At 52.2% G+C, this 26,137-nt stretch carries 22 protein-coding genes and 1 tRNA gene; 10 read left to right on the top strand and 13 right to left on the bottom strand.

Going from position 1 to position 26,137, the window contains the following annotated elements; translation table 11 throughout:
• Nucleotides 1-63: 63 nt before the first annotated feature.
• Entirely contained in the window at nucleotides 64-1,860 is a 1,797-nt protein-coding gene (locus tag BLP47_RS04425) for an ABC transporter family substrate-binding protein (protein WP_091850735.1), read from the bottom strand.
• A 194-nt stretch (nucleotides 1,861-2,054) separates the two neighbouring features.
• Here BLP47_RS04425 and BLP47_RS04420 point away from each other — a divergent pair, with 194 nt between their 5' ends.
• Complete coding sequence (locus tag BLP47_RS04420; RefSeq protein WP_091852936.1) at nucleotides 2,055-2,888, top strand: DMT family transporter; 834 nt, start codon at nucleotides 2,055-2,057, stop codon at nucleotides 2,886-2,888.
• A gap of 8 nt (nucleotides 2,889-2,896) precedes the next feature.
• Nucleotides 2,897-4,087 (top strand): MFS transporter, encoded by a 1,191-nt coding sequence (locus BLP47_RS04415; RefSeq protein WP_091850733.1) that lies wholly within the window; start codon nucleotides 2,897-2,899, stop codon nucleotides 4,085-4,087.
• Here the strand turns inward: BLP47_RS04415 and BLP47_RS04410 are convergent.
• Genes BLP47_RS04410 through BLP47_RS04385 form a run of 7 tightly spaced genes read right to left on the bottom strand, consistent with a single transcriptional unit; the run spans nucleotide 4,076 to nucleotide 7,663 of the window.
• Nucleotides 4,076-4,465, bottom strand: a complete 390-nt coding sequence (locus BLP47_RS04410; RefSeq protein WP_157671487.1) for a hypothetical protein — start codon at nucleotides 4,463-4,465, stop codon at nucleotides 4,076-4,078. The genes BLP47_RS04415 and BLP47_RS04410 overlap by 12 nt on opposite strands.
• Complete coding sequence (locus BLP47_RS04405; protein WP_157671485.1) at nucleotides 4,462-4,749, bottom strand: hypothetical protein; 288 nt, start codon at nucleotides 4,747-4,749, stop codon at nucleotides 4,462-4,464. Before BLP47_RS04405 ends, BLP47_RS04410 begins: the two co-directional genes overlap by 4 nt.
• Nucleotides 4,750-4,795: 46 nt before the next feature.
• Nucleotides 4,796-5,149 carry a hypothetical protein gene (locus BLP47_RS04400; RefSeq protein WP_091850727.1) on the bottom strand — a complete coding sequence of 118 codons (354 nt, stop codon included), beginning with the start codon at nucleotides 5,147-5,149 and terminating at the stop codon, nucleotides 4,796-4,798.
• On the bottom strand, nucleotides 5,146-5,298 hold the full coding sequence (locus tag BLP47_RS08515; RefSeq protein ID WP_172807175.1) for a hypothetical protein: 153 nt from the start codon (nucleotides 5,296-5,298) through the stop codon (nucleotides 5,146-5,148). Before BLP47_RS08515 ends, BLP47_RS04400 begins: the two co-directional genes overlap by 4 nt.
• 14 nt (nucleotides 5,299-5,312) lie before the next feature.
• Nucleotides 5,313-5,870, bottom strand: a complete 558-nt coding sequence (locus BLP47_RS04395) for a type II secretion system F family protein (RefSeq protein ID WP_091850725.1) — start codon at nucleotides 5,868-5,870, stop codon at nucleotides 5,313-5,315.
• A complete protein-coding gene (locus tag BLP47_RS04390) occupies nucleotides 5,860-6,621 on the bottom strand; it encodes a hypothetical protein (RefSeq protein ID WP_091850723.1) in 762 nt (253 codons plus the stop codon). Before BLP47_RS04390 ends, BLP47_RS04395 begins: the two co-directional genes overlap by 11 nt.
• A complete protein-coding gene (locus BLP47_RS04385) occupies nucleotides 6,605-7,663 on the bottom strand; it encodes a CpaF family protein (protein WP_091850721.1) in 1,059 nt (352 codons plus the stop codon). Before BLP47_RS04385 ends, BLP47_RS04390 begins: the two co-directional genes overlap by 17 nt.
• Before the next feature lie 81 nt (nucleotides 7,664-7,744).
• Between BLP47_RS04385 and BLP47_RS04380 the strand changes: the two genes are divergently transcribed.
• A tRNA-Leu gene (locus BLP47_RS04380) sits at nucleotides 7,745-7,826 on the top strand.
• Between the two features lie 222 nt (nucleotides 7,827-8,048).
• Here BLP47_RS04380 and BLP47_RS04375 read toward each other — a convergent pair.
• Both BLP47_RS04375 and BLP47_RS04370 read right to left on the bottom strand, forming a co-directional pair.
• Nucleotides 8,049-9,950, bottom strand: coding sequence for a beta-galactosidase (locus BLP47_RS04375; protein WP_091850719.1), 1,902 nt, complete (start codon nucleotides 9,948-9,950; stop codon nucleotides 8,049-8,051).
• Entirely contained in the window at nucleotides 9,950-12,061 is a 2,112-nt protein-coding gene (locus BLP47_RS04370; protein ID WP_197672362.1) for an alpha-galactosidase, read from the bottom strand. Before BLP47_RS04370 ends, BLP47_RS04375 begins: the two co-directional genes overlap by 1 nt.
• 252 nt (nucleotides 12,062-12,313) lie before the next feature.
• Here BLP47_RS04370 and BLP47_RS04365 point away from each other — a divergent pair, with 252 nt between their 5' ends.
• Complete coding sequence (locus BLP47_RS04365) at nucleotides 12,314-13,087, top strand: DeoR/GlpR family DNA-binding transcription regulator (protein WP_091850716.1); 774 nt, start codon at nucleotides 12,314-12,316, stop codon at nucleotides 13,085-13,087.
• 11 nt (nucleotides 13,088-13,098) lie between these two features.
• On the opposite strand, the gene BLP47_RS04360 is transcribed toward BLP47_RS04365, so the two are convergent.
• Nucleotides 13,099-13,752 (bottom strand): uracil-DNA glycosylase, encoded by a 654-nt coding sequence (locus BLP47_RS04360; RefSeq protein WP_197672361.1) that lies wholly within the window; start codon nucleotides 13,750-13,752, stop codon nucleotides 13,099-13,101.
• Between the two features lie 49 nt (nucleotides 13,753-13,801).
• Between BLP47_RS04360 and BLP47_RS04355 the strand changes: the two genes are divergently transcribed.
• The 5 genes from BLP47_RS04355 to BLP47_RS04335 all read left to right on the top strand — a co-directional run bounded on the left by BLP47_RS04355 (nucleotide 13,802) and on the right by BLP47_RS04335 (nucleotide 19,857).
• Nucleotides 13,802-14,998: a M20 family metallopeptidase gene (locus tag BLP47_RS04355; protein WP_091850714.1), complete on the top strand. Its 1,197-nt coding sequence runs from the start codon at nucleotides 13,802-13,804 to the stop codon at nucleotides 14,996-14,998.
• 121 nt (nucleotides 14,999-15,119) lie between these two features.
• Complete coding sequence (locus BLP47_RS04350; RefSeq protein WP_091850711.1) at nucleotides 15,120-16,415, top strand: bifunctional o-acetylhomoserine/o-acetylserine sulfhydrylase; 1,296 nt, start codon at nucleotides 15,120-15,122, stop codon at nucleotides 16,413-16,415.
• Entirely contained in the window at nucleotides 16,415-17,620 is a 1,206-nt protein-coding gene (locus tag BLP47_RS04345; protein ID WP_091850709.1) for a homoserine O-acetyltransferase, read from the top strand. Before BLP47_RS04350 ends, BLP47_RS04345 begins: the two co-directional genes overlap by 1 nt.
• A gap of 9 nt (nucleotides 17,621-17,629) precedes the next feature.
• A complete protein-coding gene (locus tag BLP47_RS04340) occupies nucleotides 17,630-18,793 on the top strand; it encodes an MFS transporter (protein WP_091850707.1) in 1,164 nt (387 codons plus the stop codon).
• A complete protein-coding gene (locus tag BLP47_RS04335) occupies nucleotides 18,790-19,857 on the top strand; it encodes an NADH:flavin oxidoreductase/NADH oxidase (RefSeq protein WP_091850705.1) in 1,068 nt (355 codons plus the stop codon). Before BLP47_RS04340 ends, BLP47_RS04335 begins: the two co-directional genes overlap by 4 nt.
• A 63-nt stretch (nucleotides 19,858-19,920) precedes the next feature.
• On the opposite strand, the gene BLP47_RS04330 is transcribed toward BLP47_RS04335, so the two are convergent.
• Nucleotides 19,921-20,955 (bottom strand): hemolysin family protein, encoded by a 1,035-nt coding sequence (locus BLP47_RS04330; RefSeq protein ID WP_091850703.1) that lies wholly within the window; start codon nucleotides 20,953-20,955, stop codon nucleotides 19,921-19,923.
• Entirely contained in the window at nucleotides 20,952-22,268 is a 1,317-nt protein-coding gene (locus BLP47_RS04325) for a hemolysin family protein (RefSeq protein WP_091850701.1), read from the bottom strand. Before BLP47_RS04325 ends, BLP47_RS04330 begins: the two co-directional genes overlap by 4 nt.
• Nucleotides 22,269-22,382: 114 nt before the next feature.
• On the opposite strand from BLP47_RS04325, the gene BLP47_RS04320 reads away from it, so the two are divergent.
• Complete coding sequence (locus BLP47_RS04320; protein ID WP_091850699.1) at nucleotides 22,383-26,135, top strand: multifunctional oxoglutarate decarboxylase/oxoglutarate dehydrogenase thiamine pyrophosphate-binding subunit/dihydrolipoyllysine-residue succinyltransferase subunit; 3,753 nt, start codon at nucleotides 22,383-22,385, stop codon at nucleotides 26,133-26,135.
• The last annotated feature ends 2 nt before the right edge of the window (nucleotides 26,136-26,137 follow it).

Below are 26,137 nucleotides of genomic sequence, written 5' to 3'. Positions count from 1 at the left end.
GATATGGGGGTCACCGCAAGCTTGCAGTGACCCCCATATTCTTAATGACGCTATGTCGCTATGTTACTGAGCGTTTGGTGTCCACTCCCAGAAGTTCCAGAAGTAGTTTGGTGATAGAACGTTGGTCTTGACGTTGGTGACACTCTTGTCCCACCAGGTTAGGCCTGGGAACTGGAAGATGGTGATGCTGTAACCATCCTTTGCCAATTCCGCTTCGACGTTCACACGTAGCTCAATCTGGCGCGCTGGGTCAAGCGCGGTGTCTAGCTCAGACAAGAAACCATCGACCACGGTGGAAGAGTATCCACCGAAGTTAGAAGGCTTTTTGGTTCCTAGGTACTGGTCGGTGCCAGTAACTGCTAGGGAGGTTGACTGCCATCCGAAGATAACTGCGTCGTGCGGGTTGATTGGCATGGCCGCGGTGTCGGTGAACTCCCAGTTTGGCTCGGACTCGTCAACCAAGGTAAAGCCAACCGAGTCAGCTGAGATCTTGATTAGCTCGTACTGCTGGCCTCGGCGAACGTTGCCCTCTGGGTACCAGAAGCCAACTTCGATTGGAGTGGTTACTCCAGCCTGAGCCAATAGATCCTTGGCCTTGGCGCGGTTCTCGTCATCGGTACCCAGGTAAAGCGCGTAAGCAGCCTCGGCCTGGTCGTAGCCATCAGCGCCTGGAATAAATAGGGCTGAGGTACGCAATGAAGCGTTCGGATTTAGCGGCTTGATGATCTTGTCTAGGATCTCGGTACGTGGTACTGAAAGCAAGAACGCCTGACGAACTAGCTGGGCCTTGGTAGCGTCGCCACCGTAGCTGGCTGGGTCGAACGGGCCACCGTTATTGAAGGTTAGGTCAACGTGCTCGTAGGTACCCTCGTCGCCACCTGCATAGTCGGCGTTGGTAAGTGCCTGAACTAGAGCTAGCACGTCAGCGGTTGGCTGACCCGAAGCGATCTGAATCTCACCGTTATCTACTGCCTGAACAGCTGCGGTTGAATCTTCGATCTGACGAATGGTTACGCGGTCATACTTTGGAGCTGGGCCCCAGGTGTATAGCGGGTTGCGAACAACAGTTAGGTACTGCTCCTCAACTAGCTCTTCGACCATGTATGGTCCGGTTGAAAGCGCTACTAGAGCGTTCTCTGGAGTGTTTGGGCTCTGGTAAGCAGAGTTCCAAGTAGCTGCAACTGGCGCTAGGTAAGCCAAGTCGTTGCTCATGATGGCATCGATTAGTGCAGTCTTAGCTGCAGCAGCATCGGTTACCTCTGGGTAAGCCATCTGCACGGTACCGTGAGCCGATACGCCAACGCCGAACTGAAGCTCCCAGTCAACGTACTGCTTGTCGTACTCGAAGGTAATCGACTTGCCGTCAACAGTTGGAAGTTTGGAAGCCAGGTCCTCGCGCGGGTTAGCGTGCTGGAACAAGAACTCACCGTTGGCGTCTAGACCGTAACCGAAAATGGTGGCCCATGCCAAAAGCATGTCGGCGCCATCAACTGGAACACCGTCTGACCAAACGACGTCGTCGTTAATGGTGTATTTGACGGTTAGTGGGTCCTGAGTTACTACCTCGTAGGAACCAAAGTCGGTGTTCTTCACCAAGGTTGGACCATTGTCGTAGTAGCTGAAGCCCGAAGACATTAGGTACATGGCAACTGCGTTAGCTGTGTTGTTACCAGAAGCGCTGTTGGTGTTGAAATCGTCTATTAGGTCGTTCCATGCAACAGTGATTAGCGGTGCAGTCGCAGCTGCACTCTCAGTTGGACTGGCGGTTGGAGTTAGCTCCTCTGTTGCTGCACAGCCCGAAAGGGTTAGTGCCAGAGCGCTAAAACCAGCTACCAGGCCAATTCCGCGGAATTTCTTCATATTTCTCCTTGTAGTTGGATCGCAGCCATGGGGACGCAGGCCCCCACACTGGACGACTCAACTCTAAAGCAGAGATTTAGGTTTGGGGCAACACTGAATTGCAGTTGTGTAACAAAGCAGTAAACAAAAGAATTGTCACTAAAGCCCATAAGCCTCTCGCGCATTTGCAGCCGCAGCTGAATAAGATTTCGATTGTGAGAAGTGATCTAGCCGCAATTGGTGCAGTCCTACTTTGGGCCTCTTTGGCAAGCCTGGCTATCGCCCTGGGTGAGATACCACCATTACTGATGACCGGCATCGCACTTTTATTCGGCAGTTTGATCTCGGTGTTTCTAGTCAGGGGAAATTTCCGAAAATTAGTACCAGAGGCAAAGACCCTCTTGCTCGGGGTCTACGGCCTCTTTGGCTACCACGTGGCGCTGTTTGCCGGTCTGCAAAATGCGCCCGCGGTGCAGGCGAATTTAGTGAACTACCTGTGGCCACTTTTGATTGTGGTCTTAGCACCGCTATTTTTTCACCAGCTTCGACTGGGTCTCAAGCATGTTTTGTCAGCAATCATTGGGTTTTCAGGGGCCGCCATCGCCATTTTGAGTGGAGCTGGTTTCTCGAGGGCATTTGAAATTGGCTATGTTTATGCGCTTATTGCAGCGGTGATCTGGGCCACCTACTCGCTCGGGTCTAAAAGGATTGGGAGCTTTCCAACCGCTCAGGTTGGAAGTTTTGCCTTGGTGGCGGGTTTACTGGCGCTTCTCGGGCACTTTTTCCTGGAGGCTCCGGTGGAGATTTCTTCGACCCAGTGGCTTTGGTTGATTCTGATGGGGATTGGCCCACTGGGTGGTTCTTTCTATCTTTGGGATTACGCCCTAAAGCACGGTAACCCCCAGCGGGTTGGGTTGATTGCATTTTTCACACCACTATGTTCAACCACCTTCGCACTATTGGTCACGGGTCAAGATTTAACCTGGCCGCTCCTAATGGCCGCGCTATTAATCTTCGGGGCGGCTTTGGTGGGAGCTAGGGGTAGATAATTAGGCACATGTCTCCAGGTGAATTCAGAAAACGTAATCTGGCCACCTCGATATACCTTCCATCGCTGTTATTCACAGCAGCCGAAGGCGCGCTGCTGCCGATTCTTCCAGTCTCAGCAACCCTTTATGGTTTCAGTTTGGCTCAGGCTGGAATCATCACAACTGCCCTAATGCTGGGAACTCTGTTATTTGAATTACCCGCCTCCTGGGTAAATTCAAGAATCGGCGAGCGCCGATCAATGCTTTTTGCATCGATTGCCGGAGCTCTCATTACCTTGAGTGCCTTTTTTGAACTTGGTTATTTTGCCCTGCTAATGGCCGCGATTCTATTTGGAGCGGCCCACTCGCTTTTTGGTCTTGCCAGGCATTCGCTGATGGCCGAACTCGTTCCGATTAGGCACCGACCCAAATCAATGTCTCTGGTTGGTGGGATGTTCCGAGCTGGTGCTGCGATTGGGCCGGTCATCGGCTCCGCTTTCATATCTCTTTTTGGCCTGCAAAGCGGCTATCTGGCCGCTTCGTTGATTTGCTTAGCAACCGCTGCAACGGTATTTGGCGCACCGAAGCGAACCCTAGCCCCCGCTCAATCCGGACAAAACGGCAATATCTGGGCCGTTGCCAAAAGAGAGTCGCCCAAACTGGCCACCCTGGGGGTGGCAGTGGCGATCTTGTCTGCCGGAAGAACCATCCGGTTGATTGGCCTGCCGCTTCTGGCGATTCAGCTTGGGATCGACCCTGCGACGGCATCCTTTATTTTTGGCATAACCGGCTTTATCGACTTCACGCTCTTTTACCTATCGGGCATCATCATGGATAAATACGGCAAGTTTTGGTCCTCGGTCCCCACACTTCTAACCTTGGGCACCGTTTACCTATTCACCTTCATGGTCACCGACCTGGCTAGCTTTTGGGTTCTGGCCTCGGTCACAGCCTTGGCCAATGCGCTATCGGCCGGAATCAACATGGTGCTGGGGGCGGATCTTGCACCAACTGGTTCGCGGAGTGAATTCTTAGCGGCGTTTAGGTTCATGGTCTCCGGCGGTGTCGTGGTCTCCCCCGGGCTGATCTCGTTACTAACCGCATTCATAGGGCTTTCAGGGGCGATGGCGTCGGCTGGGCTGTTGAACTTTTTAGGAGCGTATCTTTTTTGGCGCTACCTACCTAAGTACGCACCGCATAAAAAGGCTTCAGGGAATTAAAAAGCTCTTGGCCTTTGAGCTTCTGCAGATCAAACCCGAATTCACCCCGATGCCGATTGGGTTCACAAACCTCGCACACACTTCCAAATTCGAATACTCGCCAGTAATCTCTGCCCGATAGCTCAGAGCAGTTAGCCGCTTGGCGCTGGGTGCAGCCTGCATGAAAATAGCAATCTCTACGCGAAGCTTCGACTCGTTGGGAATGCCTTTTTTATGAGCCCTATCGTGACCATAGACAATCGCAGCATCGGCAACTGCCTGAATACGATTAGCTGCGATCAAGCTGGTGCCAACGGTTACTGACCCAAGAATCGTAAATAACATCAGAGCCAATAGCCCTGCAATATAAGGCGCTATGGTTCCTTTATCGGATCTCACTCCGGCTCAATCCCCGCGGTTTGAATCGCCACCGCGTCACCCACCCGCACTTCCAGGGTGACAAGATCTCCAGGGCCACATTCACCACAGCTCAAATCAGCCAACCCCAAACTCTTGCCCCAACTCTGCGCTAGCAATGGCAAGTGCCTACCCAGTTCCTCTTGCCAACCGGCTTCGGGCTGCAACATGGCAGCCCTTAGACCCTGCATGGCAATGGATTCGGCCGCCAATTGATCGGAAACCTGTTGGTATAAAAAGAAGGACGGGCCAATCGGAGCCAGCAAGAGCGCGCTCCACAGCAACGTTTCGATGAGGGTGGAGCCCCGATCGCTAGATGATCTCGCGGGCCGCAACGGCCTGCACCTCTATTGGCAAAAGCTCACTAATGAAACCGAGCCCGGGCACTAATGCCCTGACTCGATAACCGATAAACCGATCATCGCCAAATTCCTGCACCTGGTAGTTGGAAAGCATTGGTAAGGATTGCTTTAAGAGCTTCAGTAAATATTTTTGCTGTCCCGGAGTTTCGGCTAGTGCCGAACTGCTCGCAGCCTTGACCGCAGCATCCCGAATCAAGAGAGTGTGATAGGCCGAAAAACTTAGCGTTATCACCGAGAGTGAGATCATCGTGGTGAGGGTCAAATTAATCACGGTGGCCAAAATCGCATTCCCTTGATCTTTCAAAACGAAACCACTCGGCTGAGTGCCTGATCAAATACCCCCTGCAGTGCAGGGCCAGCAAAGGCCCAGATCAGAACAACCAAACCGGCAGTCATTAATGTGATTAGTACCCAGCCGGGAACATCCCCGTTATCTTCTTTGAGCTTATTCATTTGTTCTTCCTTTCTTAGATTTGGGTTTGGAGCACTAAAACCGATGGAAACACCGCGAACAAAACGGTCACCGGCAAGATTAAAAAGATTGTTGGAATCAGCATCTTGGTTTCGTTTGATCCCGCCCTTCGTAAAAGATTTCTGGCCAATAGCTGCCGCTGAGACTCGGCCAACTGCATGACTTGGTTTGAAATTGGCGCCCCGCGCTCAATCGCGCTGACAAGTTTTTCGGCCAACTCAATCACCCCGGGATCCGGCGAGCGATCCGCTAGATCTCTAATTTCCTGGGCTAAATCAGCACCAAGCTCAAGATTTGCCACAAGTGCTTTTAGCTCTTGCCCCAAAACCCCCGAGAGCCTCGGGGACAACCAGCTCAGAGCCACCCCGACCGGCAGACCATTTTTCAGCAGCAACCCGAGTGCCTGCAAAACATCCGGAATTTCCAAGGCCAGTTGTCCTAGGGGTTTTTTATTGAAAAGGGATTTGAACCTTGCTCGAATAAGCTCTGGGTCAAATTTTCCCTTGATCTCAGGCGCAAGATGCTGAGCCATGATTCGATTGCTAATTGGCATAGAAGAGCCTCCCTGGCATCGGAAGCTTGCCCATTCGATTCACAAGCGAATACGCCACCAGACTCAGCCCGAGACCCAGAACAAGGATCACGGCCCCCAGCTCCGAGGCAAAGGCGACCTTATTTTGTGGCACTTGAATTAATACCAAAGCAATCAACCAGGGTGCCAGAAGCGCTACTTTGGCGCTACCGGATACCCAGCCCTGCTTGGCGAGCACCTGACCCAAAACCGCTTGCTCAGACCTAATTTCGTTGGCAGCCCTTTCCCAGTTACTTGCCATCGAGCGACCACCCAGTTCGCTTGATAGCTCGAGCATTAGAGTCAAATAATCGGCCTGGCGATGCCCGGTCCGAGCTCGAAAATGATTACTAGCCAGATCTAGGGATACCCCCTTATCTAAAAGCACTGCGAACTCTTGAAAATATTGCCTAAGGATTAATGGCCCTTTTTGAGCTAGATACTCAAGCTGCTCCTCGAGACCAATGCCGGCCGCAGCGGCATTTTGAAAAGAGTCAAAAACAGCCGGCCAAACTTTATCCAAGGCGGCGCTTCGCGAATTGGCCCTGAGGCGCAAAATCTCCACTTCCGCCCCCAGCGCTAAAAGCGCCAAGCAAACCGCAAGCCCCGGGACACCGGTTATCAAAAACAGGACTAATCCAAATAGCAATGGCAGCGCGAGAACCAGAAGAGCTAGCTCTTTTCGTTGCCGAAAAAGACCTGCCGATTCAACCAGCTCAGTCCAGAACTTCACTTGTCACCTCAATAATCTCTGTCACTTTTCTTGTGCCATCGGCTTCACGTTTGCAAAAAATGGCCAAATCAAAAGCCGAGGTTATGGTTGGGCGCAAAAAAGCATCGGTGATGTTGTCTCCCGCTAAAAGCGGCAGGGTCAAAAGCTTTCTAATTGCCGCCTTGGCGCTTGAGGCGTGAATGGTGCACAGGCCCGGAATGCCCGAATTCAGCGCCACCAACATGTCCAACGCCTCCGGCCCTCGCACCTCGCCGATCACAAGACGTGAGGGGCGCATGCGAAGTGCTTGACGAACTAATTCACGAAGGCTGATCTCGGGAGCCCCCTCCGGGGAAGCGGGCCTAGTTTGCATAGCCACCCAGTCGTTATGAGTAACCGATAGCTCAAAGGTGTCCTCGCAAGAAACTAGTCGCTCATCAGCGGGCATTTCATTTAGCAATGCCGTCATCAGGGTGGTCTTGCCGGCCTGGGTGGCACCGGCAATCAACAGGCTCTTTTGATCCTTGATGGCATTGGCTAAAACTTCTTGCTGCTCCAAGGTGATGGTGCCGGAGGCAACTAAGTCTGAGAGGGTGCGATGGCTCTTGCGAAATTTCCTAATGTTTATCGACCAAAACTCTTTGGTGACCTCGGGTATCACCACGTGTAAGCGTGACCCATCGGCCAATGCGGCATCAACAAAAGGGGTGAGCCGATCAATTCGGCGGCCCGATGATTTGAGCATTCGATAGGTCAGATTACGGACCGTTTGGGCGCTGAGCTCTAGATTGACAACCTGGTGTCCGGAGAAATCGTAAAAGTGCAATTCGTTTGGCCTATTGATCCAAATTTCCTCAATTTTGGGATTATCCAAATAAGGCTGCAATACCCCAAGTCCCGAGAGTTCTCGCATCGCGTCTTGCTGAAGTAATAGTTCATCCAGCGCCGAGACTGAGCTCTCTGAGAGCTCATCGATAGCAACGGCAGTGGCGCCCTGCGGCGCCATGCCGCTGGTTCTAATGAGCGCCCTGGTGCGCTGAAGCACGTTTTCTAAGTTCTGCATAGCGGAACTCTGCCAAATCTTCAGAATTGCTGCTTTGAGTTATCCACAGGGCAAAAACCGCTAAGCTATCAAAGTTCCAATGCGGGTATGGCGAAATTGGCAGACGCACCAGATTTAGGTTCTGGCGCCGAGAGGCGTGGGGGTTCAAGTCCCTCTACCCGCACAGATAATAAGCAGTAAAAAACCTAAACTGAAACCCTAGATTCTAGAATCTAGGGTTTCTTTAGTTAGCCCAGAATCCTGGCCTTGCTCAAGGCCGTACATGCAACCAGCCCCATCTACTAATTCATAAATAACCCGATTAGAAATCATAAAAAACCCGATTAGGGAGCAATAAGTTAGGGCCACTTAACCAAAACTGCCCCGGATGCAAGATTCCTAGCGGCTAGTCCCTCGTCACCTTGAAGGTGTTCTTAGCGTTATCAATCTCAAAGGTAAAGGGTCCACGCTTAGTGATCTCCAGGTGCTCTCCACCAACACTTTCAATGCCAAGTTCCTTGCAGATTCCGCTAAAGAACTTGCGCTGCGAATCATCTTCCAGCTCGGTGCCTTGATACCAGGCGGTCGAAGATCCAAGGTCTCGCTTGGCCAAAGCCACTGAGCCCTTGGCATCGCCACCTTCGAAGGTGGCAATGGCTTCGGCGCCGTTTAGCCTCGAGAGCTCGCTCCAAAGCTTCGCGGTGAAGCCATTGGAGAGTTTGATGCTTGCTTCGCGAAGCGGGTAGTACTCCTCGACATAGACCCCGATGACGTCCTTCACTAGGTTGCCGCCATAACCGCCGAGCTTCACCCTGAGGGTTCGATCGGTAATGTTCGAGAAGTAACCCACCACCAAGTTGCCACCGCCGGTTGCGTAATCGGTGAAGGTTTTTTCTTCTGATTCAGTGAGCATGTGGGCCATTGGCATAAGCACTAGCTGGTAGCCCTTGAGGGTTTCTAAATCGGCATTGGCTGGCACAAAGTCAACCTTGATGCCCTCCTTATATAGCGCTCGGTACCAGCTTGCTACCGTGTCGGGGTAGCTCAGGTCATCGGTTGGCATATTTGCCTGCATCATCGCCCAAATTTGCTCGTAGTCAAACACCATGGCGACCGCTGCCTTATCGGTTTCATAGGAACTGATTTCAGGATGAGCGGCCAAGATTGCGCCAAGCTCTGCTACCTCGCGGAACACGCGGGTGTCTTCACCAGCGTGCGGGAGCATTGAGGAGTGCATGCGCTCGGAGCCGGCTTGTGATTGACGCCACTGGAAATACATTGAACCCTGGGATCCTCGAGAGACAAAGCTAAGGGAGTTTCTAATTTCTTGGCCCGGAATCTTCGCGTAGTTTTTTGGCTGCCAGTTCACTGCCGAAGAGCTGTGTTCCATCAAAAGCCACTGCTTACCTTTTGCAAAGGCTCGGGTAAGGTCCGCCATTTGCGCCAAATCGATGTGATTTTCGATATCGTGCTGAGCCAAGTAGTGATCGGTAGAGACAAAATCCACCTCTTTGGCCCAGGCAAAATAGTCCATCGCATAGGTGAACTTCATGGACATAAAGTTGGTGGTGACCGGTTTGATTGGGTCATATTTTTTGATAATGTCGCGCTCCATTTTGAAAAGCTCCAGGGTGACATCATTACTAAAGCGCTTAAAATCAATCTGTTGACCCGGGTTTGGATGGGTGCCATCCGGGGTGCGCTTTGGAACCACAATCTCTTCCCAGCTGTAATAGCGCTGCGACCAAAAGTCCGTCCCCCAAGAGGTGTTCAGCTCTTCAATCGATGCGTAATGATTCTTTAGCCAATTAACAAATGATTTACGGGACTCATCGCAATAGCAATAAGGGGCATGGCAACCATATTCGTTGTTCACGTGCCACATCTTGATGGCAGGGTGCTTGGCGTAACGCTTGGCGATTTGCTCAACCAAAGCTGCCGCTTTTTCCCGATAGATCGATGATGCGGCGCAATATTGCTGCCGCCCTCCATGAGAAAGCTGCACACCATCAAAGTTGATTGGCAAAACGCTTGGGTACTTGAGAGTGAGCCAGGCCGGTGGTGAGGCGGTCGCTGTGGCCATGTCCACCGCAATGCCGCCTTGATCTAGCAGGTCCATAATTTCATCCAGCCAATCAAAGGTATAGACCCCTTCGGATTGCTCAATTTTTGCCCAGGAGAAAATCCCCAACGAAACCAAGTTAACATTGGCCTTTTGCATGAGCGCGATATCCTCTGCCCACACCTCTTTGGGCCACTGCTCAGGGTTGTAGTCGCCGCCAAAATATAGCTTGGAGTGATCGAGCATTAGATTGCCTCTATTTCTATTAGTAGTGCCTGTTCTGGGTAAACAATTGGTGCTCTCACACCCGTGCCGCTTAGGGCTGCGCCCGAGAGGGTGACGCCCAAAAGCCAGCTGGGCGCAGCCCGCTGCTGCCAGCGCGGTTCCCCGGCTGGGTAGACGGCTTTTAGCCGATAATTCTTGTCGTTCTCCAGGCCCTCGAACCGAATTGCGTTGGGACGCGATCCAGCCTGACCCGACAGGGTTACCCAGGCAAAGATGGCCCTTGTCTTGTCTTTAGAAACGACTCCATGCACAAACACCGCATCGTCTTGCTGGTCGACCCGGACCATTTTGCCGGTGTGCAATAGTTCGCGATTGGCTTTGTAGTAGCTAGCCCAAGTCTTTAGAACTTTAAGTTCCTCGGCGGTGGTCTCGGTCAAATCCCACTCGAGTCCCGCGTGACCAAACAGCGCGGTAATTGCCCTGAAAGATAAGTCGTGGATCCTACCGGTGGTGTGGGAGTGGGTTGGGCCAATATGGCTTCCAAGTAGTTCCGGCGGTATTGCGAACTGGGTGTAGCGCTGAATGTACTGCCGCTCCAAGGCGTCATTGCAATCCGAAGTCCAGAACCTGTCGGCGTGGCCCACCATCCCAAGATCGACCCTGCCGCCTCCAGAAGAGCAGCTTTCAATTTCCAAGCCGGGGTGCCTTGCTTTGAGCTCATCGAAGAGTCGGTAGATAGCCAATGTCTGGTTTCGAACCGCGGCTTTGCCCTGGTGGCCAGGTTCGATGAGAAATTTATTGTGATCCCATTTGATATAAGAAATTTCGTATTGCTTCAAAACCGCATCGGTCTGGTTTAGAACGTGCTGATAGGCATCGGGGTTTGTGATATCCAAAACGTGTTGCAACCTACCCAGAGGCGGCACTCGGTCACCAATTTTGAGAATCCAATCCGGGTGCGCCCGGTAGACATCAGAATCCGGGTTCACCATCTCGCCCTCAAACCAAAGACCAAACTCCATGCCGCAGCTTTTTACTTTTTCAATGAGCGGGCCAAGGCCATTTGGCCAAACCTCGCTAGATACGACCCAGTCACCTAACCCGAGGGTGTCGTTGCGTCTCGATCCAAACCAACCATCGTCAAGCACAAAGCGCTCCACGCCAATTTCCTTGGCCACATCCGCAAGCTCCGAGAGCTTTTCTAGGTTGTGGTCAAAATAGACCGCCTCCCAAACATTTAGGGTTAGCGGCCTCGCTCTTTTAGGGTGGTTTGGCCTCGAGCGAAGCCAGTCGTAGTGTCGGTTTGTCAGTTCATCAAAACCATTTGCGGAATAGCTGGCGGCAACACTTGGTGCAGCATAACTCTCGCCGGGTTTCAGAATCACCTCACCGGGAAGTAGCAGTTCCCCCGCGGCAATGAAACTGCGGCCGGATTGCTGACGCTCGATAAAGTGCCGAGAATTACCAGAGAACATCAACCCGAGTGACCAAATTTCACCCTGCTGGTAATTGGCGCCTTTGGTCATCGCCATTTGAATAATTGTGTAGTCGTGACTGGATCTACCCTCGCGCACCTCGCGCACCTGCATCCCGGGCTGAATCTGCCTGCGCTGCGGTTGGCGCTCCTTGACCCATCTGCCGGCAAAATCCATCGACTCAGAAACCTGGTCTGGAAGTGGCAAGATGACGCTCAGATCATCCAGCGAATAATCAGCAGCCCCGATGTTTTTTAGGGTCTGGGAGATCTCCAAAACCCCGGCTCCAACAAACTCAAACTTGCTGGTTATTTCAAGACCCGCCTGAGCGTCTTGCGAAACAGCGGTTAGAAAGGTTTCAGCTTTGTCAACGTTAATCAAGAGGAACTTCGGTGACCAATCGAGGCCGGAGCGGTGTCCCAATAAGGCGGGACGACCAATGTTTCCCCTTGAATTCTCACGGTAAAGTCCCGGCCAAATTGGCTCGTCTAACTCACCGTGGGCAACCGGCTCCTGCTGGCTAAGTTGCCAATCTTTTATCGACTCGATTTGACCAAGCGCTTTGCCATAGTGCATGAGCTGCACGGTTTGACCAGAAAGGTCAAGCAGTAAACTCACGCCATCTTGGCGCAGGTGGTGAAAATCTTGCTCTGGCAATTCGAACCTTCTTCTTGGGTTACCCGAAAGGGTTATTCCTAACGCTTATTGAAAATTGTTTTCTTGTATTAGGGGTCTTTTGGCCCAACAAGCAGGGCAAGTTTGCGTTCTACGATTTGTGCTTATGAATCTATCTTCAAACCAAAGATTTCGAACTAAAAACGACAAAAGAAATCATTTTGTTAGTTGGAAATGAAAAAGAAACACTAATTAGCCATAATCTTGAATCATTGATGAGGCTGAGGGGAAGATTTGCTAGCTGCGCAACGGAAAAAACGCATCTTGGAAGAGGTCGGGACGCTGGGCGCTTCCCGCATTTCAGATTTAGCGGCAGCCCTTGCAGTATCCGAGGTAACCATTCGGCGCGATGTAGAGTCACTCGCCGAACAAGGACTGGTGGATAAGGTCCACGGAGGCGTAACTGCGAACTCGCTTTCATCCACCCTCGAGCCACCTTTTTCGATTAATTCCAAAAAAGAACAGCTGGCGAAAGAGGCCATGGCCGATATTGCAAGTTCGATGATTCGGCCCGGTCAGGCCATCGCACTGATGGGCGGCAGCTCGGTCTATGCTCTGGCCAAGAAGCTGGTTGATATGCCCTCACTCACCATCGTGACCAACTCGGTGCCGATCTCTGACCTTTTTGCTCAAAGCCCCAAGTCAGACCAAATAGTAGTTTTGGCCGGAGGGGTTAGAACCCCCACAGATTCTTTGGTCGGGAACTTGACCGCCGAGGTATTTGCGAGATTTAACCTAGACATAGTCTTCATGGGGACCCACGGAATCGATAGCGAGTTCGGTTTTTCCTCTCCCAACCTGGTGGAGTCAGAAACCAACCGCGAAGTAATGCGGCACGCCAGCTTGAAAGTGATAATGGCAGATCACACCAAGTGGGGAATCCGAGGCTTTTCATCTTTCGCAAGCTTCGAGGCAGCCGATGTTTTGATTACCAGCCAGGGCCTAGGTTCTAATGCCCTTGAGATCCTAAATTCTAGAATGCGCGAGATAAAGGTAGCCAAGAGCTAGCTGCCATCTGACTAAGCGCTCCAATCGATGGGGGCTTCTCCCATCTGAATCAAAGCCCGATTGGTTTTAGAAAAAGGTTTTGAACCAAAAAACCCTCGGTAGCTCGAAAGTGGTGAAGGGTGCGCACTTTGCAACAGCGTTGAATTGGATAATTGCGGCTTTAGTTGTTGAGCCCGAAGGCCCCAAAGAATTGCTACCAGTTTCTCGCCGCGGACGCTTTCTAGCGCTGACACGGCCGAAGTGGTGAACTTATCCCAGCCGAATAATAAGTGGCCCGCGGAGTTTTGACCCTTGGTGGTTAAATGCCGATTCAGTAGCATCACTCCCCGATTGGCCCAGGGGGAGATATCACCGGTTTTGACCATAAACTCCCCCAAATCGCTTCTGAGCTCCCGAAATATGTTTGCCAGGGTTGGTGGTAGCGGGTGAGTGCCGGGCGGAACTACAAAAGCCAAGCCCGTTGCGTGGAGTGGATTGGGGTATGGATCCTGACCAACAATCAGTACTCGGTAATCCTCTGGCGGCAGCTCGAAAGCCCTCATGACGAGCTTGGCCTGAGGAATTGAGTCTAAATCGGCCATCACCCTGGCTTCAATCTCCGCAAGTAACTCAGCTTGCGGAGCCAGTAATTCCTGCCAACGAATGTGCATTTGATTGAAGAACATGTCTCAATAGTAAAAGTGCAAAGATTATTAGACGCGAAAGGGAGCCCAAATGCCCACAAGTCAAGAGCTGCTGCTAAGAGCCCAAACCCTAAAAGAAGAGCTAGTCGAGCTCCGAAGACAGTTGCACCAGATACCCGAGTTTGCCCTTAGATTGCCCAAAACTCAGGCTCGTCTTCTAGAAGCAGTGGGGGATCTGGGTGAGATAACCCTCGGTAAGGGCCTAAATTCGATTGGGCTTTTGATTCGAGGTGGTAAACCTGGGCCAACAATTCTGCTGCGCGCCGACATGGATGCTTTGAGCGTAAAAGAAGAAACCGGGCTTGCGTTTGCATCCACCAATGGCTTTATGCACGCCTGTGGTCACGATCTCCACATGGCCGCCGCCGTTGGGGCAGCGCGGCTGTTATTTGAGGAAAGAGAAAACCTGAAGGGCAATGTCCTAATTTGGTTTCAACCCGGCGAAGAGGGTCACCATGGAGCCGACATCATGATTGAAGAGGGGTTCTTGGAGCTAAGTGGCGAGCGCCCAATTGCAGCCTACGGTCTGCATGTTTTCACCTCACTACCGCTTGGGGTCGTAACCTCCAAGGCTGGGCCGATGATGGCGAGCGCCGGAGATTTGAACGTAACATTTTTTGGTGCTGGCGGCCACGGCTCGATGCCCTGGCTTTCAAAAGATCCGGTAACCCCGATGGTGGAAGCCATTTCCGCACTTCAGGTGATGCTAAATAAGCGTTTTGATCAATTTGATCCGGTTATCCTCAACGTCGGCTGGATTCGAGCGGGAGATACTGCTACCACCAACGTGATTCCGGATACCGCAAGTTTTGGTGCGACAGTGCGGACCTTCTCCGAGCGAAACACTCAGCTGCTTCACCAATTGGCCCCCGAGCTAATTCACTCGATTGCCAAAAATTATGGCGTGACCGCAACGCTCGAATTCTCTAGGGCCACAAAAGTTTTGATGAATGACCCCAAAGCCATAGAGGTTGTAGAGCAGGTGGCCAAAGAACTTGTGGGTGAATCCAGTTATTCAACAATGCCGACCCCGATGGCCGGCGGTGAGGATTTCGCTTCTATTGTGCATCAGGTGCCCGGGGCCTTTGTTTTTGTTGGGGCTTGTCCGCCAGAGATCGACCCCGATACCGCCCCCACAAACCACAGCACTAGAGCTCAGTTTGACGACTCGGTGCTGCCCCTTTGCGCAAGCCTGCTAGCAGGTTTGGCGCTTGCGCATCTGAGATAAAGTTACGTCTAGTTACCGAATGAATTGACCCTTGCGCCTCACTAGTTCATAGTTGGGGTATTCGCAGTTACTTTATTCATAGCCACCTAAGAGATTTCCACCAAAACACGAGGATAAAACAATGACTACTAACCCAAACTGGGGTTTTGAGACTACTCAGATTCACGCTGGCGCAGTTAGTGACCCCGCCACCAACGCCAGAGCGGTTCCGATCTACAAGACCACCGCCTACACATTCAACTCTGCTGAGCACGCCAGGAAACTATTCGGTCTGGCCGAATTTGGAAACATTTACACCCGCATCATGAACCCGACTCAGGATGTCGCTGAGAAGCGCATTGCGGCTCTAGAAGGCGGCACCGCAGCACTCTTGCTAGCATCGGGCCAGTCCGCCACCACCTTTGCAGTTCTGAATATTGCAGAAGCCGGCGATCACATCGTGGCAAGCGCCCAGCTGTATGGCGGCACCTACAACCTTTTCAAATACACCTTGAAGAAAATCGGCATCGAGGCCACTTTTGTCACAGACCAGGATGACGCGGCTCAGTGGCAAGCAGCAGTTCGGCCAAACACCAAGTTGTTTTTCGCAGAGACCATCGGAAACCCAAAGGTCTCAATCCTCGACATTCGCAAGGTTGCGGATCTGGCTCATAAAAACGGAGTGCCGCTAATAGTTGATAACACTGTGGCTACCCCCTATTTGGTGAAGCCCTTCGAGTTCGGCGCCGATATCGTCGTGCACTCGGCCACAAAGTTCTTGGGTGGCCACGGCACAGTAGTGGCTGGCGCCATTGTTGATGGTGGCAAATTCGAATGGTCAAAATCCGATAAGTTCCCAGGACTCACCAAGCCAGACCCCAGCTACCATGGCGTGGTCTACACCGAGGCCCTAGGCGATGGAATTGCCTACATAATCAAGGCCCGCGTGCAACTACTGCGCGATATTGGTGCTGCGGTTTCGCCTGACACGGCCTTCTCGCTGATTCAGGGCATCGAGACTTTGAGCCTCAGAATGGAGCGTCACGTAGAAAACGCGACCAAAGTTGCCAAGTGGCTCGAAGCTCAGCCGCAGGTTTTGAGCGTCAACTTCGCAGGGCTTGAATCAAGCCCCTACCACGAGGCCCAAAAGCTCTACTCCCCAAAGGGTGCCGGTGCCATTGTCTCGTTCGAAATCGCCGGCGGCGTAGAGTCCGGAATCAAGTTCGTCGAAGGACTGGAGCTGTTCAGTCACGTTGCCAACATCGGCGACGTTCGCTCACTGGTAATTCACCCCGCTTCGACCACTCACTCTCAGCTTTCACCCGAGGATCTTGCCTCAGCCGGTGTAACAACCGGCATGGTCAGGCTTTCGGTTGGCCTCGAAACCTATGACGATCTAATTATTGATCTGCAGAAGGGTTTTGCGGCTGCCAAGTAATGGATTTCCAGTTATCTGAAGACTCTGCTCCCTCGGAATTTATTACCGAGGAGCAGCGTCGTCAGCTGGTTGGAAGGCCTCCGGCCTCCGGAGCCTTTATGGCTGGGGATGAATTAGGCAATCGCAAGTTCTCCGAGGCGTTTGACATCAGGCTCGAATCAGGCCAAGTGCTTCAAAGAGCGCGACTGGCCTATGAAAGCTGGGGTGAGCTAAACGCGGATAAATCAAATGCGGTTTTAGTGTTGCACGCCCTCACCGGAGACAGTCACACCTCAGGGAATTCTGGCCCAGGACACCTAACATCGGGTTGGTGGAATGGCCTCATTGGCCCGGGGCTGGCGGTTGACACCGATCGGTTTTTTGTAATCACGCCAAATGTTTTGGGTGGCTGCCAGGGTTCCACCGGGCCCGCATCTTTGAACCCAAAGGGGATTGAATACGGCTCCGATTTTCCATGGCTCACGATTCGTGATCAGGCGGATGCTTTTGTGGAGCTTGGAAATCAATTGGGAATCAGTAAGTGGTTTGCCATTATCGGAGGATCGATGGCGGGCATGCACGCTCTAGAAATGGCGATCACTAACCCCGACTCGCTTGGGAGGCTGGCAATTCTTGCGGCTCCGCCCTATGCAACGGCTGACCAGATTGCGCTCAACACAGTTCAGCTAGAGGCAATTAGATCGGATGCGAATTTCAAGGACGGGCACTACTACCAGGCCAAGCCGGGCTTTGGCCCCCATAAGGGCTTGGCACTTGCCAGAAGAATGGCTCTTTTGAACTACCGCTCCCCCAAAGAGCTCAACGAGCGCTTTGGGAGAAGCTGGCAGTCGAAGGTGAGCCCGATAAACGATGCCGGAAAGTATGCGGTCGAGAGCTACTTGGATTTTCACGGAAACAAGTTTGTTCGTCGCTTCGATGCAAATAGCTATATCACCCTGGTGAGTGCGATGAGCTCCCACGATGTTGCAAGGGGTCGTGAGTCAACCAAGGCCGCTCTATCAAAAATCACCTGCCCGACCCTTGTCTTGGGGGTCGATAGCGACCGATTATTTCCAGTGAGCGGCCAAGAAGTGATCGCCGATGGAATCGCGGGCGAACTAATTGGCGGCGGACTCAAGGTCATTTCCAGCGAATATGGACACGATGGCTTTTTAATTGAACTCGAAGCCGTCGGTAACGAGCTCAGAACTCTATTAGCGCCCTAACATAACCAGGTGCCTTTATTAAAATCTAAAATTGCCGTCTCCTTCTTTTTCCTCTCGGGGGGCAGCGCGCTGGCTCTTTGGGCGGTTCATATTCCGCTGGTTTTAGAGACAGTCGGCATTAGCTACTCGACTCTTGGCTTATTGCTGATGCTCTCGGGCTTAGGCGGCTTTGCCGCAATGCAGCTTGCCGGCTGGATGATTGACCACGTCGGGGCAAAAACCACAACCAGAATCGGTGGCGTGGTTATCGGCTTGTCACTTTTTGGTCCAGCCTTTGCGGATTCGGTATTTTGGTTAGGTCTTGCGGTAATTGGCATCGGCTTCGGGCTTTCGGGGATTGATGTGCCAATGAACGCGGCGGCCCTGCAGGTCGAAAGGGTCAATAAGCGCAGAATCTTCACATTTTTCCACCTCTTTTGGTCGGTCGGAGGGCTTGTTGGAGCCGGCCTTGGTCTTTTGACCATTCAAGCTGGCTTTTCCCAGAGCCAAACCCTGCCCGTAGTTGGCGGCCTGCTTGCGCTAATCGGTGTTTTCCTTGCCAATTGGCTTTTGCCAAATGAGCCAAATGCCCAAAAGAGCCAAAAAATAGAGAATAGGGCGGCCGGTAAGGCCAACCGTCGGGTTCTAGGTTTTGTGATTCTTGCGGGCCTAATGGCGGCTGCCGGCGCCATCATCGAGGGCGTAGCTCAGGACTGGTCCGCTCTTTATCTAATCGATATTCAAGGTCTCAGTGTTGCCGCCGCCGCCGGAGGGTTGATCGCTTTCAACATTGGCATGATTCTCGGGAGGATCTTTATTGACCGAATCGTTGAGGTTCGTGGCCGTGGATTCATAATCAAGTGGGGCTCTTTGATGGCAGCCTTTGCGATTCTTGCTCAGGCTTTTGCCCCCAACCCCGAAACCTCACTGATTCTTTGGTTCTTTTTGGGGCTCGGTGTTTCCGGAGTTGTGCCGCAGCTATTTGCAGCAGCAGGCGAAATCGGTGAAGCGAGTCACTCGGGCCGAAACATGGCCAGAGTGGTCGGCATTACCTACATCGGCGGCTTGGCGGGTCCTTCGATAATTGGGCTACTAACAAATTTCTTTACCCTTGATGTGGCAATAGGCTGGGGGGTCGTGCTTGGACTATTTATTGTCCTGGCCAACCCGAAGTTAGAGAAATTACCCCAATGAGCAAACTTTTCACCCCGATAAAAATCCGCGAACTCGAAGTTAAGAATCGCCTCTGGGTATCACCCATGTGTATGTATTCGTGCAGGCAAGAAGACGGCGTTGTTGGCCAGTGGCACCTGGTTCATCTAGGCTCCAGGGCGGTCGGTGGTTCTGGTCTAGTAATGGCCGAGGCCAGCGCAGTGAATCCGGAGGGGAGAATCAGTCTTTGGTGTCCAGGAATCTGGAATGATGTCCAGGTCACCGCTTGGAAGATAGTTACCGACTTCATTAGAGCCGAGGGGTCTAAAAGTGCGATTCAGCTCGCCCACGCTGGTCGCAAGGCGTCAATGGGCCAAGCTAATAAAACCGTTGGTAAAAGTGAGGGCGGCTGGGAAACCTATTCGGCCACCGATGTTGCTTTTGAAGGCTACGCCTCACCAAGAATGCTGACCACAAACGAGATACCCGGTCTTGTTCAAGATTTTGCCAATGCCGCTAAGAATGCCGTATTGGCAGGTTTTGACGCGCTGGAGATTCACGCCGCCCACGGCTACCTCATTCACCAGTTTTTATCCCCCATCACCAATAAGCGCCAAGATGAATATGGCGGGAGTCTTGAAAATCGAGCCAGGTTCCTTACCGAAATAGTGCAGGCAGTGAGGTTGGTAATTCCAGAGGGCATGCCGCTGATGATTCGGTTTAGCGCCACCGATTACGTTGAAGGCGGCTGGGACCAAGCCCAAACCAACCAGGTCGCCATTTGGTGCAAAGAATTGGGCGTTGACCTATTTGATCTTTCATCAGGAGGACTCGTGACTGGAGTCAAAATTCCGACCGGGCCAGGCTATCAAGTCGGCTTTGCCCAGAGCGCCAAATTGGCAACCCAAGCTGATGTGATAGCAGTTGGTCAAATCACAGATGCCACACAAGCCGAAGTTATTATCGCTTCCGGCCAAGCAGATGTTGCAATGGTGGGTCGGGAGTTTCTTAGAGACCCTTATTTCGCCCTACGGGCTGCCCATGAGCTGGGCGAAGAGGTGAGTTGGCCAACTCAGTACGAACGAGGAAAGTGGCCGGTGGCTTAGTTTCTAAAAAGCACAGGCTCCAAAAATTACTGAAATTGATTTTGGTGGAGCAAAAAGATGTGACTAACGAGTAGTCACATCTTCAATTTCGCCAACCAGCTCTTCGATGATGTCCTCTAAAAATAGACAACCTACGATCATTCCGTTTGCCGAGAAGCTCCTAGCGATATGGGCACCCGCCCGGCGCATCTGAGCCAGGGCATCCTCTAGCTCGAGGGTCTCAGGGATCGAGATCATGGCGCGCAGTTTTTTAGTTGGAAGAGGTAGCTCCATCTGAGATTCAGATTCTGCTAAAGCGTCCTTCAGGTGCCAATAACCGATGATTTCTTGATTCTTATCGATTACCGGATAGCGACTAAAACCGTGCCCGGCAACCATCGCCTGAAGCGTTGCTGCCGTAGTCCCAATTTCTAAAGTGATCAGATTCTCAATTGGAACCGCGATGTCAACAACTATTTTTTCAGTGAATTCGAAGGCCTTTGAAATCGCACCCGAGCCATCGGAGAGCATTCCCTCGCGGGTTGATTCGGTAACAATGTCTCCCACTTCTTCGAGCGTGAAAGCACTATCCGCCTCATTCCTTGGTTCAAAACCAAAGACCCTGAGGATTCCATTAGAAATCGTATTCATGAACCAAACCAGCGGCTTCACTAGCTGGGAGACAAAGTAGAGAATTGGGGTCAAAAGCAAGGAGGCCCTGGTGGGAACGGAAATAGCTAGGTTTTTGGGAAGCATCTCCCCCAGCACCACGTGGAGATAAGTGACTATCAAAAGCGCAATTACGAAAGAGGTCACCGAAGCGGCCGTGTAGCTCAAGCCGATGGCGGAAAAAGGAATCTCGAGCAGGTGGTGAATTGCGGGCTCGGCAATAACCAAAATCAGAAGCGATGAAACCGTGATGCCCAGTTGAGCGGTCGCGAGCATTAGTGAAACCCGCTCCATTCCCTTTAGGGTTATCTTGGCAGCTCTATTGCCAGCCTCTGCCAGGGGCTCAATCTGAGCGCGGCGCGCCGAAATAACAGCGAATTCCGCACCGACAAAAAACGCATTACTCGCAAGTAATACAACCAGCCAGACCAGCCCGATTAGATCGCTCATTCGTCATTCACCTCGAGGTTTGAATTCGCAGGCGTGAATTTCACTCGATCCACCCGGCGCCCATCCATCCGCAGCACGCTTAGCACCCCTGCGGCAATCTCAACCTGATTCCCAACCTCGGGAATTTCGCCAAGTTCCGCCATCAAGAAGCCAGCTATTGTGTCGTAATCATCGTCTTCTGCGACCATCACCCCGAACTCGGCAAGCTCTAGCGGTCTAGTCAATCCACTAAAGGTCATTGAGCCATTTTCGTATCGGGAAATACCACTTCTAGAACGGTCATGCTCATCGGCGAGCTCGCCAACCAGCTCCTCTACCGCATCCTCCAGGGTCGCGATTCCAGCAGTGCCGCCATATTCATCGACCACAATTCCAAACTGCAGTCCTCTTCCCCGCAATTGCAAAATAAGTCGGTCTAAAGACATGGTCTCCGGTACCCGAATCGGATCAATCATCAAAGCACTCACTGGAACCTGATCTCGCCTGGCATATGGCACCGAGACGGCGCGCTTTAGGTGGACCACGCCCACTATGTCATCGGAGTCCTCGCCGGTCACTGGGAATCTTGAGTGCCCGGTGGCTTTGGCTAAAAGAACCAGGTCTTGGGCGCTTTGATCGCGTTCTAGAGAATACATTTTCGGACGCGGGGTCATGATGTCGCTCGCCACCAGAGTGGACATTGAGATGGTCTTTTCTAAAAGTTGCGCGGTGTCTTTTTCTAATGAACCTAGATATGCGCTTCTTCTGACCAGGGATGCCAATTCCTCCGCTGTTCTAGCACTCGATAGCTCTTCTCTGGGCTCGACACCGAATTTTCTTACCAGCCAGTTGCCGTTGTCATTTAAGACCTTCACAATCGGCCCGAATATCCAGGTGAACCCGGTCTGAAAGCGAACTACAAGCTTAAGAACTTTGAGTGGCTCGCTAAGTGCCATATTCTTTGGCACCAATTCGCCTATCAAAAAAGAAAAGATCGTGGCGATAGTCATTGCCAAAACCAAAGCAATAGCCGAAATTGCCCCTTCGTCGAGCCCAAAAGTTCCGAGCCAAGGACTGAGCAGTCGCGACAGCGAAGGCTCTGCCACGAACCCCGTTAAAAGAGTGGTCAGAGTGATTCCCAGCTGGGCGGCAGAAAGGTGGGTGGAGGTCTTAATCAGCGCGGCAATTGGCCTATCTAGGCCCTTTTCGCCACCTTCCCTGCGGCTTTCAAGCTCGATGCGCTCGAGGTTGATGAGCGAGAATTCGCTTGCCACAAATAAGCCGGTACCAAAGATCAGTGCCAGGCCAACGGCTAGCAGGAGGTAGTCGCTCAAGCGCTTACCTCTAGGGTCTTAGGTTTATCATGCTCCATTAGTGAGTTCACTATAACTCGCTGAAGCATTAGACTTGGCAAGATTTTCAAAGAGTTTTCGTTCAAAGGGGCATCCTTGTCGGATAAAGACAGTCACAATTCCGAATCAGATTTCGGCGCCAACGAGTGGTTAGTCGCCGAAATGTATGGCCAGTGGCTAGTAAACCCAGACTCGGTAGATAAATCCTGGTGGCAAATTTTAGAGCGCTACCATCTTGCTCAGGCAAAGCCCCAAACTGCGCCTGCTCCCGAGCCGGCTAATAGCTTTGATTCGGGCGAACCGGCCACCGGATCAATCACGATCATCGATACTGACTCGACGATTGTTCAGGCATTTGATGCCGACGCTCCCGCCCCGCCAACCGAGGCCATCACAATTCCGGTCGCAAAGACAACTGATGAGGCCCCAAAAACCACTCCGGTCCCAGCAGACCTGCCGGCTACCGGAACCATTCCGCTTGCGATTGAGCAAGTAAGTGACGAACCAGAGATTACGATCCTGCGTGGCATGTCGAAAACTTTGGCGACCAATATGGACGCCTCGCTTTCGATGCCAACCGCAACTAGTGTTCGCCAGGTCGCAGCAAAAGTTATGATCGACAACCGCATCGTTATCAACTCCCACCTGAAGCGAACTCGTGGCGGCAAGATCTCCTTCACGCACCTAATTGGTTACGCGGTAGTTCAGGCAATCAAAGAATTCCCAAGCCAAAACGTTTTTTACGATGAGGTTGATGGTAAGCCAGCACTAGTTTCGCCGGCCAATGTGAACTTCGGACTCGCAATCGATATCCCTAAGCCGGATGGCTCCCGAGCACTGCTAGTCCCAAACATCAAGCGAGCTCAGAATCTAAACTTCTCAGAATTTCTTTTCGCTTACGAGGCGTTGGTGAAAAAGGCTAGGGACAATAAGCTCACCGCCGAGGATTTCGCGGGTACCACCATTTCACTCACTAACCCTGGCGGTATCGGGACTGTGCATTCGGTTCCAAGGCTCACAAGGGGTCAAGGCTGCATAGTTGGAGTTGGAGCACTGGATTATCCAGCTCAGTACCAGGGGATGGCCGAAGAAGTCTTGGCGCAGCAGGGACTCGGGAAGATTCTCACCCTCACCTCAACCTACGATCACCGTGTTATTCAAGGTGCTGGATCCGGTGAGTTTCTCAAGATTGTGAATGAGCTGCTACTTGGCGAAAGAAGTTTCTACGAGAAAATCTATTCCGATATGCGAATCCCCTACACGCCTGTGATGTGGGTAAGCGATTTTCACTGGGACCTTGCCGACCAATCCGGTAAAAACACCAGGATCCAAGAATATATCAACGCATTCAGAGTGCGAGGGCACCTGATTGCCGACATCGACCCGCTTGAATATGTCCAACGCTGGCACTCGGATCTAGACATCAGAACCTACGGGCTAAGCCTTTGGGACCTCGATAGAACCTTTAAGACGGCCGGCTTTGGTGGCCGATCCAAGGCGAAGTTTAGAAACATGCTCGGGATTTTGCGCGATAGCTACTGCCGCACCATCGGCGTGGAATACATGCACATCCAAAATCCCATCGAGAGACAATGGTTTCAAAATAAGCTCGAGCGCCCGTATGAGAAACCCAGCAAGGCTGAGCAGTTTCGAATTCTAAATAAGCTCAACGAGGCCGAGGCCTTTGAGACCTTCTTGCAAACCAAGTTCGTGGGTCAAAAGCGATTTTCTCTAGAAGGTAGCGAGTCACTGATACCCGCCCTGGATGAAATATTGCAGCAAGCGGCCGATTCGCAACTCGATGAGGTTGCCATCGGAATGGCTCACCGCGGCAGGCTAAATGTTCTTACCAATATCGCGGGGAAGACTTACGGTCAGGTATTTCGAGAGTTTGAAGGGTCCCTGGACCTAAAAAGTGTTCAAGGCTCGGGAGATGTCAAGTATCACCTGGGGACCGAAGGTATCTTCACCTCGGGACACGGCTCGCAAATCAAAGTCTCACTCGCCGCTAACCCTTCTCACCTAGAGGCCGTGAACCCGGTGCTCGAGGGAATCGTTAGGGCCAAACAAGATCGCATGGGCAACCCCGACAACTATCCGGTGCTGCCAGTTTTGATTCACGGTGACGCCGCATTCGCGGGCCAGGGTGTGGTTCCTGAGACTCTAAACATGTCGCAGCTGGAAGCCTATAAAGTCGGGGGAACAATCCACATCGTGGTCAATAACCAGGTTGGTTTCACAACTTTGCCAAAAGACTCCAGGTCTTCGGTTTACTCGACAGATATTGCAAAGAGTATTCAAGCGCCGATTTTCCACGTTAACGGTGACGACCCAGAAGCGGTAGTAAGAGTTTCAAAGCTCGCCTTTGAATACCGCCGAGACTTCCAAAAAGATGTCGTAATTGACATCGTTTGTTACCGCAGGCGCGGCCACAACGAAGGCGATGATCCTTCGATGACCCAGCCGCTGATGTATAACTTGGTAGAGGCCAAGCGCAGCGTCAGGACCCTTTACATGGAGAACCTCATTGGTCGCGGAGATATCTCCCAGGAAGAGTTCGACCAGGCCAACGCCTCATTCCAAAAATCATTGGAGCAAGCTTTTGTCGATGTTCACGAAGCGATGTCACAGCCAGTTCCGCTTCTAACTCGCCCACAAGGCATCGGAACAACAGCCAGCGAGAAACAAGAGCTTATTAGACCAACCGCCATAGCCAAAGAGATAGTCGACGCGATAGGCAACGCACACGCCAACCAGCCCGATGGCTTCAGTGTTCACCCAAAGCTCGCTCAACTACTGCAAAAGCGTCAAGAGATGAGCCGCGATGGCGGCATTGATTGGGGTTACGGCGAGCTAATGGCATTTGGGTCGCTTTTATTAGAGGGCATCAACGTGCGCCTTGTCGGTCAAGATTCGCGTCGCGGCACTTTTGTACAGCGGCACGCAGTCTTTCACGATCGTGAAACCGGCCAAGAGTGGACACCGCTGAAATACATCTCCGAAAATCAGGCTCGATTCGATGTTTATAATTCTCTTCTGAGTGAATATGCGACCATGGGCTTTGAGTATGGTTACTCGGTTGAAGAGCCGGCGACACTCACTCTTTGGGAAGCCCAGTTCGGTGATTTTGTGAACGGTGCTCAAATCGTGGTGGATGAGTTCATTACCTCTGCAGAGCAAAAATGGAGCCAACACTCCTCTTTGGTATTACTTCTGCCCCACGGGTACGAGGGCCAGGGGCCAGACCACTCATCCGCAAGGATTGAACGATTCTTGCAGCTGTGCGCCGAAAATAACATGACCGTGGCGCAGCCTTCAACCCCGGCCTCGCATTTTCACCTCCTTAGGCGCCAGGCATACACCACCCCAAAAAGGCCTCTTATAGTCTTCGCCCCCAAATCGATGCTTCGCCTCAAGGCGGCATCTTCTTCGGTGGAGGATTTCACCAATGGTTCGTTTAGGCCGCTGATTAATGACGAGCAGGGGCTAGACCCAAACAACGTCAAGCGCGTCTTATTCTGTTCTGGAAAAATCTACTGGGATCTTTTGGCAGAAAGCCAGAAGCGAAATGATGGCCAGACCGCGATTATAAGAATTGAGCAGCTTTACCCAACTCCGGTTGAAGAGATGCGCCAAGCCGTGGGGCAGTTCCCGAATGCCGAATTGATCTGGGTGCAAGATGAGCCCGTAAACCAGGGTCCTTGGACCTATATGGGGCTATTTATGCCCAGGTACGGACTCAACCTTCGTGCAATCTCTCGTCCAGCCTCAGCTTCGCCGGCCTCTGGCTCGGCGAAGCGTCATGCGACCGAGCAAGCTGATTTGATTCAGCGAGCCTTCGGGGCCTAGCA

This window comes from Candidatus Aquiluna sp. UB-MaderosW2red (assembly GCF_900100865.1).
In the GTDB taxonomy this organism is placed as follows: Bacteria; Actinomycetota; Actinomycetes; order Actinomycetales; family Microbacteriaceae; genus Aquiluna.
Note: the sequence above shows the minus strand (reverse complement) of the source record. Positions and strands in the feature narration are given on the sequence as shown.

Excerpts from the sequence above, each read along its gene's own strand:
- BLP47_RS04425 (WP_091850735.1), bottom strand. The coding sequence starts at position 1,860 with ATGAAGAAATTCCGCGGAATTGGCCTGGTAGCTGGTTTTAGCGCTCTG.
- BLP47_RS04415 (WP_091850733.1), top strand. The coding sequence starts at position 2,897 with ATGTCTCCAGGTGAATTCAGAAAACGTAATCTGGCCACCTCGATATAC.
- BLP47_RS08515 (WP_172807175.1), bottom strand. The coding sequence starts at position 5,298 with ATGAATAAGCTCAAAGAAGATAACGGGGATGTTCCCGGCTGGGTACTA.
- BLP47_RS04395 (WP_091850725.1), bottom strand. The coding sequence starts at position 5,870 with ATGCCAATTAGCAATCGAATCATGGCTCAGCATCTTGCGCCTGAGATC.
- BLP47_RS04385 (WP_091850721.1), bottom strand. The coding sequence starts at position 7,663 with ATGCAGAACTTAGAAAACGTGCTTCAGCGCACCAGGGCGCTCATTAGA.
- BLP47_RS04375 (WP_091850719.1), bottom strand. The coding sequence starts at position 9,950 with ATGCTCGATCACTCCAAGCTATATTTTGGCGGCGACTACAACCCTGAG.
- BLP47_RS04360 (WP_197672361.1), bottom strand. The coding sequence starts at position 13,752 with ATGTTCTTCAATCAAATGCACATTCGTTGGCAGGAATTACTGGCTCCG.
- BLP47_RS04355 (WP_091850714.1), top strand. The coding sequence starts at position 13,802 with ATGCCCACAAGTCAAGAGCTGCTGCTAAGAGCCCAAACCCTAAAAGAA.
- BLP47_RS04350 (WP_091850711.1), top strand. The coding sequence starts at position 15,120 with ATGACTACTAACCCAAACTGGGGTTTTGAGACTACTCAGATTCACGCT.
- BLP47_RS04345 (WP_091850709.1), top strand. The coding sequence starts at position 16,415 with ATGGATTTCCAGTTATCTGAAGACTCTGCTCCCTCGGAATTTATTACC.
- BLP47_RS04335 (WP_091850705.1), top strand. The coding sequence starts at position 18,790 with ATGAGCAAACTTTTCACCCCGATAAAAATCCGCGAACTCGAAGTTAAG.
- BLP47_RS04330 (WP_091850703.1), bottom strand. The coding sequence starts at position 20,955 with ATGAGCGATCTAATCGGGCTGGTCTGGCTGGTTGTATTACTTGCGAGT.